1 protein-coding gene is annotated in these 17,963 nt (G+C 72.6%); it reads left to right on the top strand.

Annotated elements, in window-relative coordinates; translation table 11 throughout:
• A partial coding sequence (locus AB0K21_RS44200) for an SDR family NAD(P)-dependent oxidoreductase (RefSeq protein ID WP_364159124.1) occupies positions 1-17,963 on the top strand: 17,963 nt, incomplete at both ends.

Raw genomic sequence — 17,963 nt, 5'->3', positions numbered from 1 at the left:
GTGCTGGTCTCGGCGGCCGAGCTGTTCGTCCGTGGGGTGAAGGTGGACTGGCGGCAGGTGCTGACCGGCGGTCGACGGGTCGACCTGCCGACGTACGCCTTCCAGCACCGGCGTTACTGGCCGAGCGGGGTGCGGATCGCCGATGCCCGGGGGCTCGGCCTCGTCGCGGCCGGGCACCCGCTGCTGGGCGCCGCCGTCGGGCTCGCCGACTCCGACGGCGCGCTGCTCACCGGCCTGATGTCGGTGCGCGCGCACCCCTGGCTCGCCGATCACGCGGTGGCCGACACGGCGCTGTTCGCCGGCACCGGGTTCCTCGAACTGGCGATCCGGGCGGCGGACCAGGTCGGCTGCGACCGGGTGGAAGAACTCACCCTGGCCGCCCCGCTGGTGCTCGCCCCGGACGGCGCCGTCGCCGTCCAGGTGGTGGTGAGCGCGTCCGACGAGACAGGCCGCAGGAACCTCGCGATCTACGCGCGGCTCGCCGACGCGCCGGACCAGCCCTGGGTGCGGCACGCGGCCGGTGTGCTGGGGGTCGGAGCGCGTACGGCACGGTTCGACACGGCCACCTGGCCGCCCGAGGGCGCGACGCCCATCGCGCTGGACGGGCTGTACGACGACCTGGCCGAGGGCGGCGTGGTCTACGGGCCCACCTTCAAGGGGTTGCGGGCGGCCTGGCAGCGCGACGGGGAGATCTTCGCCGAGGTCGAGGTGCCGGAGGAGGTCGGCGACGTCGGTCTGTTCGGCCTGCATCCCGCACTGCTGGACGCGGCGTTGCAGCCGGCCTCGTTCATGGAGCTGACGGAGCCGGGCCAGGGGCGGCTGCTGTTCTCCTGGGGTGGCGTCTGTTTGCACGCCAACGGTGCTTCGGCGTTGCGGGTGCGGCTGGTCAAGACCGGAAGCGGTTCGGTGTCGCTGGCGGCGGTGGACGCCGAGGGCGCGCCGGTGCTGACGGCGGAGTCGCTGGTGTTCCGGCCGGTGTCCGCGGACCAGATGCTCGCCTCCGGCGGCCGGGGACCGGAACGGGACGCGCTGTTCACCCTGGAGTGGGTGGTCGCGCCCACCGTCGTCTCTCCGACGGACGCGGTGGCCGGCCTGGACTGTGTCGAGCTGGACTGGTCCGAACCGGGTCGTCCGGGACTGAGCGACCTGCGCTGGGCCGAGCCGGGTCAGACCGAGCCCGGGGCACTGGACCGGGTGCCGGACGTCGTGACCGTCGAGATCGGCTCGCCCGCCGAGGCGGGCGGGGCGGCGGCACAGGAGCTGACCGGCCGGGTGCTGGAACTGCTGAGGCAGTGGCTGGCCGATGACCGGTTCACCGAGTCGAGGTTGGTGCTGGTCACCCGGGGCGCGGTCGCCGGCGGGGAAGACGAGATCGTCACGGATCCGGCGGCGGCCGCGGTCTGGGGGCTCGTACGCGTCGCGCAGGCCGAGAATCCCGGCCGCTTCGTGCTGGTCGACGTGGACGAGCGGGAGACCGGGCTGTCGGCGCTCCCCGAGGCGCTGGCCTGCGGCGAACCCCAGGTGGCGATCCGCGAACACGCGGCCCGCGTCCCCAGGCTGGTCCGCCTGACGCCAGGTGGAGACGGCGCGCGGCGGCTGGATCTCGATGGCACCGTTCTGATCACGGGTGGCACGGGCGGTCTGGGAAGCAACCTGGCCCGGCATCTGGTGGCCGAGCACGGGGTCCGGCACCTGCTGCTGACCGGCAGGAGAGGGCTGGACGCTCCGGGCGCGGTGGAGCTGCAGGCCGAGCTGATCGCGCACGGGGTCGAGGTCACCATCGTCGCCTGCGACCTGGCCGACCGGGACCAGGCCGCGGAGCTGCTCGCCGGCGTGCCGGCGGAGCACCCGCTCACCGCGGTCATCCACACCGCGGGCGTCCGTGACGACGGCATGATCCTGTCGCTGGACGCGCAGCGGCTGGCCAACGTGTTCGGGCCCAAGGCCGACGGTGCCTGGCACCTGCACGAACTCACCCGGAACCTCGACCTGGCCGCCTTCGTCATGTACTCCTCGATGGCCGGGCTGGTCGGCGGCGCGGGACTGGGCGGTTACGCGGCGGCCAACGCCTACCTGGACGCGCTGGCCCAGCACCGCCGGGCCCAGGGCATGCCGGGCCTGTCCCTGGTGTGGGGACCGTGGGCGGCGGACGCCGGTATGGCCGGAGAGCTCTCCGAGACGGACCTCCGCCGGCTGACGGCCGCGGGATTCCAGCTGTTCTCCTTCGCCGAGGGACTGGCGCTGTTCGACGCGGTTCTGGGCTGCGACACGCCGGTGGTCGCACCGGTTCGGCTCAACCTGCCGGCGTTGCGGGCGTTCGGTGAGGTGCCTCCGCTGTTGCGCTCGCTGGTGCGGGGCACCCGCCGTACGGCGGCGGCCCCGGTGTCGGGCGCGGACGGGGCGCTGCTGCGGCAGCTGGCCGGGCTGCCCCCCGCCGACCGCAACCGGCTGGTGACCGAGCTGGTCCGGGCCCAGGCCGCCATGGCACTGGGGCACGCCTCACCCCAGATGGTGGAGGTGCGGAGGGAGTTCCGCGAGCTGGGCTTCGACTCCCTCACCGCGGTCGAGCTGCGCAACCGGCTGAACACCGCCACCGGGCTGCGGCTGCCCGCCACCCTGGTGTTCGACTACCCGACCCCCGTGGTGCTGGCGGAGTTCCTGCTGGCCGAACTGCTGGGTGAGCACGGTGACGTCGTCGTTCCGACGGCGGTCGCGTCGGTGGCCGACGACCCGATCGTGATCGTGTCGATGGCCTGCCGCTACCCGGGTGAGGTGCACTCTCCCGAGGATCTGTGGCGGCTCGTCACCGAGGGGCGCGACGCCATCTCCCCGCTGCCGGTCGACCGGGGCTGGCAGGTGAACGGCGAACTGGACTTCCACGGCGGCTTCATGTCCGACGCCGCGGAGTTCGACGCCGGGTTCTTCGGGATCTCGCCGCGTGAGGCCCTGGGGATGGACCCGCAGCAGCGTGTTCTGCTGGAGACCACCTGGGAGGCGTTCGAGCGCGCCGGAATCGACCCGCTGTCGCTGCGGGGCAGCGACACGGGTGTCTACGTCGGCGCCAGCGGTTCCGGCTACGTCCCGTCGGACGAGGCCCGCGGCTTCATGGTGACGGGCCAGGCGGGGAGCGTGACCTCGGGCCGGCTGTCCTACACGCTGGGACTGGAGGGCCCGGCGGTCACGGTGGACACCGCCTGCTCGTCGTCGCTGGTGGCGATGCACATGGCCGCGCAGGCGCTGCGCGCGGGTGACTGCTCGCTGGCGCTGGCCGGCGGTGTGACCGTGGTGGCCACCCCGATGGGGATCGTGGAGTTCAGCGCCCAGGGCGGGCTGGCCGCCGATGGGCGGTGCAAGTCCTACTCGGATGCCGCCGACGGCACCAGCTGGGCCGAGGGCGTGGGCATGGTGGTCCTGGAGCGCCTGTCCGACGCGCGGCGCAACGGCCACCAGGTCCTGGCCGTCCTGCGAGGTTCCGCGGTGAACCAGGACGGCGCGTCCAACGGGTTGACCGCGCCGAACGGCCCCTCGCAGCAACGGGTGATCCGCCAGGCCCTGGCCGGCGCGGGCCTGACCCCCGCAGAGGTGGACGCGGTGGAGGGCCACGGCACGGGCACCGCGCTGGGTGACCCGATCGAGGCCCAGGCACTGCTGGCCACCTACGGGCAGAACCGGCCGGAGGACCGGCCGCTGCTGCTCGGATCGCTGAAGTCGAACATCGGTCACACCCAGGCGGCCTCCGGCGTGGCCGGTGTGATCAAGATGGTCATGGCGATGCGGCACGGGGTGCTGCCCAGGACGCTGCACATCGACGAGCCGTCCTCGCACGTGGACTGGACCTCGGGCGCGATAGAGCTGCTGACCGAGCCGGCCGAGTGGCCGCAGACCGATCACCCCCGCCGGGCGGCGGTCTCGTCGTTCGGAATCAGCGGCACCAACGCGCACGTGATCATCGAGCGGATCGAAACGCGGGACGTGGAGTCCGAGGAGCGTCCACCCGCGTCGGACGGTGCCGTGCCGGTCCTGGTCTCCGGCCGGTCGGCGGAGGCGCTGCGGGCGCAGGCCGAGCGGCTCGCGGCGTACGTGGACGGCGAGCCCGGTCTGCGATTGGCGGACGTGGCGTTCTCGACGGCCACCACGCGCTCGGCGTTCGAGTACCGGGCGGCCGTGGTGGCCGCCGACCACGCGGGTCTGGGAGCCGGCCTGCGGGCACTGGCCGAGGGCCGGTCGAGCGCGGGCGTGCTGCAGGGGTCGGCCGAGGCCGAATCGAAGCCGGCGGTGTTGTTCACCGGTCAGGGCAGTCAGCGGGCGGGGATGGGCCGGGAGTTGTACGCGCGGTTCCCGGTGTTCGCGGCGGCGTTGGACGAGGTGGTCGCGGAGCTGGACCCGCTGCTGGACGGGTCGTTGCGGGAGGTGCTGTTCGCCGAGCCGGGGTCGGCCGGGGCGGAGGCGCTCGACCAGACCGGGTGGGCGCAGCCGGCGCTGTTCGCGGTGGAGACGGCGCTGTTCCGGCTGGTCGAGTCCTGGGGGGTGCGGCCGGAGGTGCTGGCCGGGCACTCGATCGGGGAGATCACCGCGGCGCACGTGGCCGGGGTGCTGTCCCTGTCGGACGCCTGCGCGCTGGTGGCGGCGCGCGGCCGGTTGATGCAGGCGCTGCCGCAGGGCGGGGCGATGGTGGCGGTGCGGGCCTCCGAAGAGGAGATCGCCGGGCTGCTGGCCGGGCGCGAGACCGAGGTGTCGGTCGCGGCCGTCAACGGCCCGGCGTCCGTGGTGATCTCCGGTGCTGAGCAGGCCGTTCTTGAGGTCGTGGCCGCGCTGGAGGAGCGGGGGGTCAAGACCCGGCGGCTGCGGGTGTCGCACGCCTTCCACTCGCCGTTGATGGACCCGATGCTGGAGGACTTCCGTGCCCTGGCCCGGACACTGACCTTCGGTGCGCCGCGGATTCCGATCGTGTCCACGGTGACCGGTGAGATGGCCACGGCCGAGCAGCTGTGCTCGCCCGGCTACTGGGTGGAGCAGGTGCGAAGCGCGGTGCGCTTCGCCGACGGGGTGCGGACGCTGCACCGGCAGGGTGCCACGGCCTACCTGGAACTCGGGCCGGACGGAGTGCTCACCGCGATGGCCCAGGACACCCTGGCCGAGCTCACGGCTCACGACTCGCCCGCCCAGTTCTCCGGCACCGACGCGGTACTGGTGCCGGTGCTGCGCGGGGACCGGGACGAGCACAGCGCGATCATGGAGGGGCTGGCGCGGCTGCACGTGCGCGGAGTACCGGTGGACTGGCGGGCGGTGCTCCGGGGCGGACACCGGATCGACCTGCCGACGTACGCGTTCCAGCGTCGGCGGTTCTGGCCCGACGCGGCCGGTTCCCAGCCGGGGAACGTGGCGGCCGCCGGCCTGGCCTCCGCCGGGCACCCGCTGCTGGGTGCCGCGGTCGGCCTGGCCGACTCGGCCGGAGTGCTGCTCACCGGCCGGCTGTCGCTGCGGACGCATCCGTGGCTGGCCGACCACGCGGTGGCCGGAACGGTGATCTTCCCGGGTACCGGGTTCCTTGAGCTGGCGATCCGGGCCGGTGACCAGGTCGGCTGCGACCTGGTGGAGGAACTGACCCTGACCGTGCCGCTGGTGCTCGGCGAGAGTGACGCCGTCGCCGTGCAGGTGTGGGTGGGCGCGGCGGCGGAGTCCGGCCGCCGCAACCTGAGCGTCTACGCCCGCTCGGCCGAGGCCGCCGACGAGGAGCCGTGGGTGCGGCACGCCATCGGTGTGCTGGCCGTGGCCGACGGCCGGTCTCGCGCGCTCGCCGACACCCTGGCCGGCTTCGACACGGCGGTGTGGCCGCCGCGCGATGCGACCGCGGTCCAGCTGGACGACCTGTACGAGCAGTTCGCCGCGGGCGGGTTCCACTACGGTCCGGTGTTCCAGGGGTTGAGAGCGGCCTGGCGAAGTGTGGATGGCGCGGTGTACGCCGAGGTCGTCCTGCCCGAGCAGACGCAGCCGAGTGCGGGGGCGTTCGGGGTGCATCCGGCGTTGCTGGACGCGGCGTTGCACGCGGTGAGCTTCGCCGACCTGGACGTGGTCGAGGGCGGCCGGATGCCGTTCTCCTGGGAAGAGGTGTGTCTGCACGCCGGTGGCGCGTCGGTGCTGCGGGTGCGGCTGGCCAGGACCGGTGGCGACGCGGTCTCGGTGATCGCGGTGGACGGTGCGGGGGAGCCGGTGCTGTCGGCGCGCTCGCTGGTGCTGCGGCCGGTCGCAGCCGACCAGCTGACCGTCGGCGGCGGCGATCCGTACCGGGACTCGCTGTTCCAGCCGACCTGGACGGCGTTGCCCGAGATGCCGACGGAGGCCGGCACCGAGCTCGACCTGGTCGAGCCGATCCTGGATCTGACATCGGATCCGGAGGCGGCGCTGGCGGCCTTGGAGACGGTACCGGAGACGGTGACCGTCGCGGTCGGCTCCGCGGCGCGGAGCGACGTGGTCACCGGGGTTCACGAACTGACCATCGCGGCGCTGGGCCTGCTGCAGGCGTGGCTGACCGATGATCGCTGTCGCCGCTCCCGGCTGGTGTTCGTGACCGAGGGCGCCGTCGCGACGAGTGATAACGAGGCCGTCGCGGACCTGGCGGCCGCGGCGGTGTGGGGTCTGGTGCGGTCGGCGCAGTGGGAGGAGCCGGGCCGGTTCGTGCTGGTCGACGTCGACGGGGAGCTGTCCTCATCGGCACTGGCCGGGGTGTCGCTCTCGGGTGAGCCGCAGGCGGCGGTACGCGAGGGTGAGGTGCGGGTTCCGCGCCTGGCGCGGGTGGCGCCGGCCGATGAGGGCGGGCGGCCGTGGGACCTGGACGGCACCGTACTGATCACCGGTGGGACCGGTGGGCTGGGGGCGCAGTTCGCGCGGCACGTGGTGGCCGAGCGTGGAGTGAGGCACCTGCTGCTGGTCAGCCGCAGGGGTATGGGCGCCCCCGGCGCGACGGAACTACGGGCGGAGCTGATCGCGCACGGCGTCGAGGTCGAGATCGTGGCCTGCGATGTGGCGGACCGGGACGCGCTGGCGGAACTGCTGTCAGGGGTACCGGCCGAGCGTCCGCTGACCGCGGTGATCCACACCGCCGGTGTGCTGGACGACGGGACGATCCTGTCGCTGACGGCGGAGCGGCTGGAGGTGGTGTCGCGGCCGAAGGTGGACGCCGCGTGGCACCTGCACGAGCTGACCCGGGGGCTGGACCTGGCGGCGTTCGTGCTGTTCTCCTCGCTGGCCGGAGTGATGGGCAACGCCGGGCAGGGCAACTACGCCGCCGCCAACGCCTTCCTGGACGCGCTGGCCCAGCACCGGCGGGCCGAGGGTCTGCCCGCCCTGTCGCTGGCCTGGGGAGCCTGGACCCAGGACGTCGGGATGACCGGCACGCTGGACGACACCGACATGCGCAGGATGGCGCGGGCGGGGATGCCGCCGCTGTCGCTGGAGCACGGCCTGGCACTGTTCGAGGTCGCCACCGCGCTTGAGCAGCCGGTACTGGTGCCGGTGCGACTGCACCTGCCGTCGCTGCGGACACAGGGTGACGTACCGGCGTTGTTGCGTGGGCTGGTACGAGGTGGGCGCCGGTCGGCGGCGTCCGGGTCGGTGGTGGCCGCGACGTTGTTGCAGCGGCTGGCTCCGCTGGGCTTGGCCGAGCGCACCGAGGTCCTGCTGGATCTGGTGCGGACCGAGGTGGCGGTCGTGCTCGGGCACGCGTCGCCGGAGACGGTGGAGGTGCGGCGGGAGTTCCGCGAGTTGGGCTTCGACTCCCTGACCGCGGTCGAGCTGCGCAACCGGCTGAACGGGGTGAGCGGGCTGCGCCTCCCGGCGACGCTGGTGTTCGACTACCCGACGCCGGCCACGCTGGCGGAGTTCCTGCTGGCCGAGCTGCTCGGTGAGGACGCCGACGTGGTCATCCCCGCGTCGGTGGTACCGGTCGCGGACGATCCGATCGTGATCGTGGGCATGGCATGCCGCTATCCGGGCGGGGTCACCTCGCCGGAGGATCTGTGGCGACTGGTCAGTGAAGGCGGGGACGCGATCTCTCCCTTCCCGACGACGCGCGGCTGGAGTCGTGGCTCCCTTGAGGGGGGTACCGAGGGCCGAGCCGTCAACTACGTGGAAGCGGGCGGCTTCCTGCACGAGGCCGGAGAGTTCGATCCGGGCTTCTTCGGGATCTCGCCGCGTGAGGCGCTGGCGATGGATCCGCAGCAGCGGCTGCTGCTGGAGACCACCTGGGAGGCGATCGAGCGCACCGGGATCGACCCGACCTCGCTGCGCGGCAGCCGTACGGGCGTGTTCGCCGGAGTCATGTACCACGACTATGCGACCAGCATGCCGTTCCCGGCGGACGTGGTGGGCTTCATGGGTACCGGCACCGCGGGAAGCGTGGCGACCGGGCGTATCTCCTACACGCTGGGCCTGGAGGGCCCGGCGGTGACGGTGGACACCGCCTGTTCGTCGTCCCTGGTCGCGCTGCACCTGGCCGCGCAGGCGCTGCGCGGCGGTGACTGCTCGCTGGCCCTGGCCGGTGGCGTGACCGTGATGGCCACTCCGAGCCCGTTCATCGACTTCACCGGGCAGGGCGGCCTGGCCGGCGACGGGCGGTGCAAGTCCTACTCGGACGCGGCCGACGGCGCGGGTTGGTCCGAGGGTGTGGGCATGCTGGTGCTGGAGCGGTTGTCGGACGCGCGCCGCAACGGCCATGAGGTGCTGGCGGTGGTGCGGGGTTCGGCGGTGAACCAGGACGGTGCGTCCAACGGGTTGACCGCGCCGAACGGTCCCTCGCAGCAGCGGGTGATCCGTCAGGCGCTGGCCGGTGCGAGGTTGTCGCCGTCGGAGGTGGACGCGGTCGAGGGGCACGGGACCGGCACGGTTCTGGGTGACCCGATCGAGGCTCAGGCGCTGCTGGCCACCTACGGTCAGGACCGGGATCGGCCGTTGCTGCTGGGGTCGATCAAGTCGAACCTCGGCCACACCCAGGCCGCCGCCGGTGCGGCGGGTGTGATCAAGATGATCATGGCGATGCGGCACGGGGTGTTGCCTCGGACGCTGCACGTGGACGCGCCGTCCTCGCACGTGGACTGGGCCTCGGGTGCGGTGGAGCTGCTGAGTGAGCCGGTGGAGTGGCCGGACACGGGTCGTCCGCGTCGGGCGGGGGTGTCGTCGTTCGGGATCAGCGGCACCAACGCGCATGTGATCATCGAGCAGCCCGAGGCCGCGACGGTGGCCCGTCCGCAGGACCGTGCACCGGACGCGGGCGTGGTTCCGGTGGTGGTGTCGGGTCGTACGGGCGAGGCGCTGCGGGCCCAGGCCGGGCGGCTGGTCTCACACATGGAGGGGCGCGATGTCGCGCTGACCGATGTGGCGTTCTCGCTGGTGGTGTCGCGGTCGGTGTTCGAGCACCGGGCGGTGGTGGTCGGCGGGGATCGTGCGGGTCTGCTGGCGGGGGTGGTTGCGGTTGCCTCGGGTGAGTCGGTGCCCGGGGTGGTCGCGGGTGTGGCCGATGTGGTTGGGAAGTCGGTGTGGGTGTTCCCGGGTCAGGGGGCGCAGTGGGTGGGGATGGGGGCGGCTCTGCTGGAGGAGTCGGCGGTCTTCGCCGGGCGGATGGCGGAGTGTGCGGCGGCGTTGGAGCCGTTCGTGGAGTGGTCGTTGCTGGAGGTGGTCCGGCAGAGCGAGGGTGCTCCGTCGCTGGAGCGGGTGGATGTGGTGCAGCCGGTGTCGTTCGCGGTGATGGTGTCGCTGGCGGCGGTGTGGGAGTCGCTGGGGTTGCGTCCGGACGCGGTGGTGGGGCATTCGCAGGGTGAGATCGCCGCCGCGGTGGTGGCCGGTGGCCTGTCGCTGTCCGACGGTGCCCGGGTGGTGGCGTTGCGCAGCCGTCTGATCGCCGAGCGGTTGGCTGGGGGTGGGGCGATGGCGTCGGTGGCGTTGCCGGCCGAGCGGGTGGCGGAGTCTGTGGCGGCCTGGGATGGGCGGGTGTCGGTGGCGGCGGTGAACGGCCCGAGTTCGGTGGTGGTGGCCGGTGAGGTCGCGGCGGTCGAGGAACTGGTCGAGCGTCTTGCCGCCGAGGGGGTGCGGGTGCGGCGGATCGCGGTGGATTACGCCTCGCATTCGGCGCAGGTGGATCTGATCGGCGATGAGCTGGCCCAGGTCCTGGCGGGGGTGGAGCCGGGGCCGGTGCGGGTGCCGATGCTGTCGACGGTGACCGGCGAGTGGCTGGAGGGTCCGGAGCTGGACGCGGGGTACTGGTGTGAGAACCTGCGCCGCACGGTCGCCTTCGCTCCGGCGGTCGGGCAGCTGCTGGAGCAGCGGTATCGGGTGTTCGTCGAGGTGAGTCCGCACCCCGTACTGACGGTCGGGGTCCAGGAGTGCGTGGACGAGACCGACGCCACCACCGTGGTCGCCGGGACGTTGCGCCGCGACGATGGCGGTCTGGAGCGGGTGCTGGTCTCGGCGGCCGAGCTGTTCGTCCGCGGCGTGGCGGTGGACTGGCAGGCTCTGTTCTCTGGCGCTCGCCGGGTGGAACTGCCCACCTACGCCTTCCAGCACCGGTGGTTCTGGCCCGAGAGCACCGGCTCCGGTGCGGGGAATGTGGCGGCGGCGGGATTGGCCGCGACGGATCATCCGCTGCTGGGTGCCGCGGTGGGTCTGGCCGACTTCGACGGGGTGGTGCTGACCGGGCGGCTGGCGCTCTCGTCGCATCCGTGGCTGGCCGATCACTCGGTGGCCGGCATGGTGTTCTTCCCGGGGACGGGGTTCCTTGAGCTGGCGATCCGGGCCGGTGACCAGGTCGGTTGTGAAGTGGTCGAAGAGCTGACCCTGGCCGCTCCGCTGGTGCTGGGCGAGGACGATGCGGTCGTGGTGCAGATCGCGGTGGGGGCGCCGGAGGAGACCGGCCGGCGTGTTGTGAACGTCTATTCCCGGCCGGCGCAGGCCGGTGATGATGTGTCGTGGGTGCGGCACGCCACCGGTACGCTCGCCACGGGCAGCCGGGTCGCCGCACCGTTCGACACGGCGGCATGGCCTCCGGCCGGCGCGACCGCGATCGAGCTGGACGGCCTCTATGACGAGCTGGCCACCCGAGGGCTGGGGTACGGGCCGGTCTTCCAGGGCCTGCGGGCCGTATGGCAGCACGATGGGGAGATCTTCGCCGAGGTCGCGCTGCCCGAGCAGGCGGCGTCGAACGCGGGCTCGTTCGGGTTGCATCCGGCTCTGCTGGACGCGGCGCTGCACGCGGTGAGCTTCGCCGGCCTGGACGTGGTCGAGGGGGGCTTGCTGCCGTTCTCCTGGGAAGAGGTGTGCCTGCACGCCGGTGGGGCGGCACTGCTGCGGGTGCGGCTGACCAGGACGGGTGCCGACTCGGTCTCGCTGACGGCGGTGGATCAGGAGGGGGCGCCGGTGCTGTCGGCACGCTCGCTGATCGTGCGTCCCTTCACACCCGACCAGTTCTCCGGTGCGGACGGCAGCCGTGGAGTGGAGCGGAATTCCCTCTTCGGACTGGACTGGAGCTCGCTGCCGGAGATGCCGGACACGAAGGCCGATGCGAGCGTGGTCGAGCTGACCGGAGAGCTCGCCTCGCTGGATCCGGTACCGGACGTGGTCATGGCCACCGTGGGATCGGCCGATGCCGAGAACGTGGTGGAGTCGACGCACGAGCTGGTCGCGCATGTCCTGGGCCTGCTGCAGCGGTGGCTGGCCGATGAGCGGTTCGAGGCTTCGCGGCTGGTGTTCGTCACCCGGGGTGCGGTCGAGGCGCGGGAAGGCGATGTGGTCGCCGATCTGGCGGCCGCGGCGGTGTGGGGTCTGGTGCGGTCGGCGCAGTGGGAGAACCCGGGCCGGTTCGTGCTGGTCGATGTCGACGGTGAGCTTTCCTCGTCCGTGCTGGCCGGGGTCCTGGCCTCTGGTGAGCCGCAGGCGGCGGTGCGTGAGGGCGGAGTGTGGGTTCCGCGTCTGGCGCGGGTGGCACCGGCGGAGGAGACCGAGCGGCCGTGGGAGCCCGAGGGCACGGTGTTGATCACCGGCGGGACCGGTGGTCTGGGAGGCAGTCTGGCCCGGCATCTGGTGGCCGGGCGAGGTGTGCGGCATCTGCTGCTGACCAGCCGGCGGGGCCCGGATGCCCCGGGCGCGCTGGAGTTGCGGGCCGAGCTGATCGCGCACGGCGTCGAGGTCACGGTCGCCGCCTGTGACATGGCGGACCGGGACGCGGTGGCGGCCCTGCTGGCCGGGATCGACACCGAGCACCCGCTGACCGCGGTCATCCACACCGCCGGTGTGCTGGAAGACTCGACGATCCCGACCCTGACCCTGGAGCGGCTCGGCAGGGTCCTGCGTCCGAAGGTGGACGCGGCCTGGCATCTGCACGAGCTCACCCGGGACCTGGACCTCGCGGCGTTCATCACCTACTCATCCCTGTCGGGCGTCATGGGAGCGCCCGGGCAGGGTAACTACGCGGCCGCGAACACATTCCTCAACGCCTTGGCGCAGGCGCGCCGGGCAGAGGGGCTGCCCGCACAGTCGCTGGCCTGGGGGGCCTGGACCCAGGACACCGGAATGACCGGCACGCTGAGCGACGCCGACATGCGGCGGATCACCCGTACGGGCATGCCGCCGCTCTCGGTGGAGCAAGGACTGGCACTGTTCGACGCCGCCGGACGGGTGGCCCGGTCGGTGGTGATCCCGCTCCGGTTGGAGCTCGCTGTGCTGCGTGCCCACGGCGAGGTGCCGGCGCTGTTGCGCGGGCTGGTGCGAGGTGGGCGCCGGTCGGCGGCGTCGGGCTCGGTGGTGGCTGCGACGTTGCTGCAGCGGTTGGCTCCGCTGGGGGCGGCCGAGCGCGCCGAGGTCCTGGTGGACCTGGTGCGTACCGAGGTGGCCATGGTCTTGGGCCATGCCTCGTCCGACACGGTGGAGGTGCGCCGGGAGTTCCGCGAACTGGGCTTTGACTCCCTCACCGCCGTCGAGTTGCGCAACCGGCTGAACACGGTGACCGGGCTGCGGCTGCCGTCCACGCTGGTGTTCGACTACCCCACGCCGAGCACGCTGGCGGACTTCCTGCTGGCCGAGCTGCTCGGCGAGCACGCCGACGCGATCATTCCCGCGCCCGCCATGCCCCTGAACGACGATCCCATCGTGATCGTGGGCATGGCCTGCCACTTCCCGGGTGAGGTGGACTCTCCTGAGGATCTGTGGCGGCTGGTCTCCGAGGGCGGGGACGCGATCGGTGAGTTCCCGACCACGCGTGGCTGGGATCTGGGGGCGCTGTACAACCCGGATCCGGAGAAGCGGGGCACCAGCTACGTGCGCGAGGGTGGTTTCCTGGAGGGTGCCACGCAGTTCGACCCTGGGTTCTTCGGGATCTCGCCGCGTGAGGCGCTGGCGATGGACCCGCAGCAGCGTCTGCTGCTGGAGACCTCGTGGGAGGCGATCGAGCGGACGGGTGTGGACCCGACCTCGCTGCGCGGTAGCCGTACCGGCGTGTTCGCCGGCATCTTCTACCACGACTACGGGATGGGTGCCCAGTTCCCGCCGGAGGCGATGGGCTTCATCGGCACCGGCACCGCGGGAAGCGTCGCGACCGGGCGTATCTCCTACACGCTGGGTCTGGAGGGCCCGGCGGTGACGGTGGACACCGCCTGTTCGTCGTCGCTGGTCGCGCTGCACATGGCGGCGCAGGCACTGCGCACGGGTGACTGCGATCTGGCGCTGGCCGGTGGCGCGACCGTGATGGCCACCCCGGTGGCGTTCATCGACTTCAGCGCACAGGGCGGGCTGGCGCCTGATGGCCGATCCAAGGCGTTCTCCGATGCCGCGGACGGCACCAGCTACTCCGAGGGTGTGGGCATGCTGGTGCTGGAGCGGCTGTCGGACGCGCGCCGCAACGGCCACGAGGTGCTCGCGGTCGTGCGCGGTTCCGCGGTGAACCAGGACGGTGCGTCCAATGGCCTGACCGCGCCGAACGGTCCTTCGCAGCAGCGGGTGATCCGTCAGGCGCTCGCCGGGGCGAGGCTGTCACCGTCCGAGGTGGACGCGGTCGAGGCGCACGGCACGGGGACGACGCTGGGTGACCCGATCGAGGCGCAGGCACTCCTGGCCACCTACGGCAAGGACCGACCGGAGGACCGTCCGCTGCTGCTGGGGTCGATCAAGTCGAACCTGGGGCACACGCAGGCGGCGGCGGGTGTGGCGGGTGTGATCAAGATGGTCATGGCGATGCGGCACGGGGTGCTGCCCAGGACGTTGCACGTGGACGCGCCGTCCTCGCACGTGGACTGGGCCTCGGGTGCGGTGGAGCTGCTGAGTGAGCCGGTGGAGTGGCCGGAAACGGGTCGTCCGCGTCGGGCGGGGGTGTCGTCGTTCGGGATCAGCGGCACCAACGCGCACGTGATCATCGAGCAGCCCGAGGCCGCGACGGTGGCCCGTCCGCAGGACCGTGCACCGGACGCGGGCGTGGTTCCGGTGGTGGTGTCGGGTCGTACGGGCGAGGCGCTGCGGGCCCAGGCCGGGCGGCTGGTCTCGCACATGGAGAGCCGCGATGTCGCGCTGACCGATGTGGCGTTCTCGCTGGTGGCGTCGCGGTCGGTGTTCGAGCATCGTGCGGTGGTGGTCGGTGCCGGCCGTGAGGGGTTGCCGGCGGGGTTGGGTGCGGTGGCTTCGGGTGAGCCCATGGCGGGTGTGGTGCGGGGTGTGGCCGATGTGGACGGTCGGATGGTGTGGGTGTTCCCGGGTCAGGGGGCGCAGTGGGTGGGGATGGGGGCGGCTCTGCTGGAGGAGTCGGCGGTGTTCGCGGGGCGGATGGCGGAGTGTGCGGCGGCGTTGGAGCCGTTCGTGGACTGGTCGTTGCTGGAGGTGGTCCGGCAGAGCGAGGGTGCTCCGTCGTTGGAGCGGGTGGATGTGGTGCAGCCGGTGTCGTTCGCGGTGATGGTGTCGCTGGCGGCGGTGTGGGAGTCGCTGGGGTTGCGTCCGGATGCGGTGGTGGGTCATTCGCAGGGTGAGATCGCCGCCGCGGTGGTGGCCGGTGGCCTGTCGTTGTCCGACGGTGCCCGGGTGGTGGCGTTGCGCAGCCGTCTGATCGCCGAGCGGTTGGCTGGGGGTGGGGCGATGGCGTCGGTGGCGTTGCCGGTGGAGCGGGTGCGGGCCGCTTTGCTGGAGGGGGTGTCGGTGGCGGCGGTGAACGGCCCGAGTTCGGTGGTGGTGGCCGGTGAGGTCGCGGCGGTGGAGGAGCTGGTCGAGCGTCTTGCCGCCGAGGGGGTGCGGGTGCGGCGGATCGCGGTGGATTACGCCTCGCATTCGGCGCAGGTGGATCTGATCGCCGAGGAGTTGGCCCAGGTGTTGGCGGGGGTGGTGCCGGGTGCGGTGCGGGTGCCGATGCTGTCGACGGTGACGGGTCAGTGGGTGGAGGGTCCGGAGCTGGACGCGGGGTACTGGTGTGAGAACCTGCGGCGCACGGTCGCCTTCGCTCCGGCGGTCGGTCGGTTGCTGGAGCAGCGGTATCGGGTGTTCGTCGAGGTGAGTTCGCATCCGGTGCTGACGGTCGGTATCGGCGAGTGTGTGGAGGAGACCGACGCCACCACTGTGATCGCCGGGACGCTGCGCCGCGACGAGGGCGGTCTGGAGCGGGTGCTGGTCTCGGCGGCCGAGCTGTTCGTGCGCGGTGTGCTGGTGAACTGGCAGGCCGTCTTCTCGGGCGCGCGCCGGGTCGATCTGCCCACGTACGCCTTCCAGCACCAGCGGTACTGGCCGAACGCGCGGCAGGGTGGGGACGCCCGAGGGCTGGGCCTGGCCGCGACGGATCACCCGTTGCTGGGCGCGACAGTGGGCCTGGCCGATTCCGACGGTGTGCTGCTGACCGGCCGTCTGTCGCTCTCGTCGCAGTCGTGGCTGGCCGATCATGTGGTGGCGGGTTCGGTGGTGGTGCCGGGTTCGGCGTTCGTGGAGCTGGCGGTGCGTGCCGGTGACCAGGTCGACTGTGACGTGGTGGAGGGTTTGACGCTGGACGCGCCGTTGGTGCTGGGCGAGAACGACGCGGTCGCGGTGCAGGTCTGGGTCGGCGCCTCTCAGGAATCGGGTCGTCGGACGGTGAACGTCTACGCCCGGTCGGCCGAGGCGGCCGACGAGGTGCCGTGGGTGCGGTACGCGACCGGCACGCTCGCGGCCGGTGTCGGGGAGGTCGTGCCGTTCGACGCGCCGGAGTGGCCGCCGGCCGGGGCGTCCGCGATCGAGTTGGAGGGGCTGTATGAGGAGCTGGCCGAGGACGGCATGGTCTACGGTCCGGCGTTCCAGGGGCTGCGGGCGGCGTGGCGGCGCGACGACGAGGTGTTCGCCGAGCTGAGGCTGTCGGAGCAGACCGGTGGGGCCGCTTTGTTCGGGCTGCATCCGGCGCTGCTGGACGCGGCGCTGCACGCGGTGCCGTTCGCCGGGCTGGAGCCGGTGGAAGGTGGCCGTTTGCCGTCTTCGTGGGGACAGGTGTGCCTGCACGCGGCCGGCGCCTCGGTACTGCGGGTGCGGCTGGCCAGGACGGGGCCGGACACGGTGTCGCTGAACGCGGTGGACGCGGCAGGGGAGCCGGTGCTGTCGGCGCGGTCGGTGGTGTTGCGACCGGTCTCGACCGAGCTGCTGGAAGCCGCCTCCGATGACCGCGGAGCCGGTCGGGACGCGTTGTTCCGAGTGGAGTGGGTGCCCGCGGCCGCCTTGCCGGAGACCGGCGGGGTATCGGTGGGAGTGCTCGGCCTGGACACGTTGGGTGTCGCCTCCGCGTTGCGGACGGCCGGGGAGGCCAGCGGCCTTCCGGTGCCGGTGCACGCGGAGCTGTCGTCGCTGGCGGAGGCGGGTACGGTGCCGGCCGTGGTGGTGGCCGAGATGGTCCCTGATCCGGAGGGCGGGGTGGTGGAGTCGGCGCACGCGCTGACCGCCCGCGTTCTGGACATGCTGCAGGGCTGGCTGGCCGATGACCGGTTCGCCGATTCGCGGCTGGTGTTCCTCACCCGAGGCGCGATCGCGATCGATGCCGCCGTGGAGGATGAGGCGGGTCCGGACCCGGTCGTGGCCGCGGCGTGCGGGCTTGTCCGCAGCGCCCAGTCGGAGAACCCGGGCCGGTTCGGGTTGGTCGACGTGGACGGACAGGAGTCCTCGCTGCCGTTCTTGCTCGACGTGCTGCCAGGGGTGTCGGCGTCGGGTGAGCCGCGGGTGGCCTTGCGCGGAGGCGAGGTGTGGGTGCCGCGTCTGGCGCGGGTGGCGTTCGGCTCCGGTGCAGGCCCCGACTCTGAGCGTGTCTCCGCCCTCCCGTCCGACTCGGTCTCCGGTTCCGGTTCCGGCGGGGACAGCCGGGTCTGGAACCCGGAGGGCACGGTGTTGATCACCGGTGGGACCGGTGGTCTGGGCGCGCTGTTCGCGCGGCATGTGGTGGCCGAGCGTGGGGTGCGGCGTCTGCTGCTGACCAGCCGCCGGGGTCTGGACGCTCCCGGCGCGGTGGAGTTGCGGGCCGAGCTGATCGCGCACGGGGTCGAGGTCACGGTCGCGGCGTGTGACATGGCGGATCGGGACGCGGTGGCGGCCCTGCTGGCCGGGGTGGATGCCGAGCATCCGCTGACCGCGGTGATCCACACCGCCGGTGTGCTGGCCGACGGCACGATCCCGTCGCTGACGCCCGAGCGGCTGGACACCGTGCTGCGGCCCAAGGTCGATGCCGCCTGGTACCTGCACGAGTTCACCAGGGACCTGGACCTCGCGGCGTTCGTGGTGTTCTCCTCCATGGCGGAGGTGATGGGCAACGCCGGGCAGGGCAACTACGCGGCGGCGAACGCGTTCATGGACGCGCTGGTTCAGGCGCGTCGGGCCATGGGACTGTCGGGGCTGTCGCTGGCCTGGGGGTTGTGGGCGCAGGAGAGCGGGATGACCGGTGGGCTGGGGGTGATAGATCTGCAGCGGATGGCGCGGGCGGGGATGCCGGCGTTGTCGGCCGGGCA

Origin of the sequence: Streptosporangium sp. NPDC049248, from assembly GCF_040678965.1 — a bacterium.
GTDB lineage: Bacteria > Actinomycetota > Actinomycetes > Streptosporangiales > Streptosporangiaceae > Streptosporangium > Streptosporangium fukuiense.
This window is presented reverse-complemented; position numbering and strand designations above follow the sequence as displayed.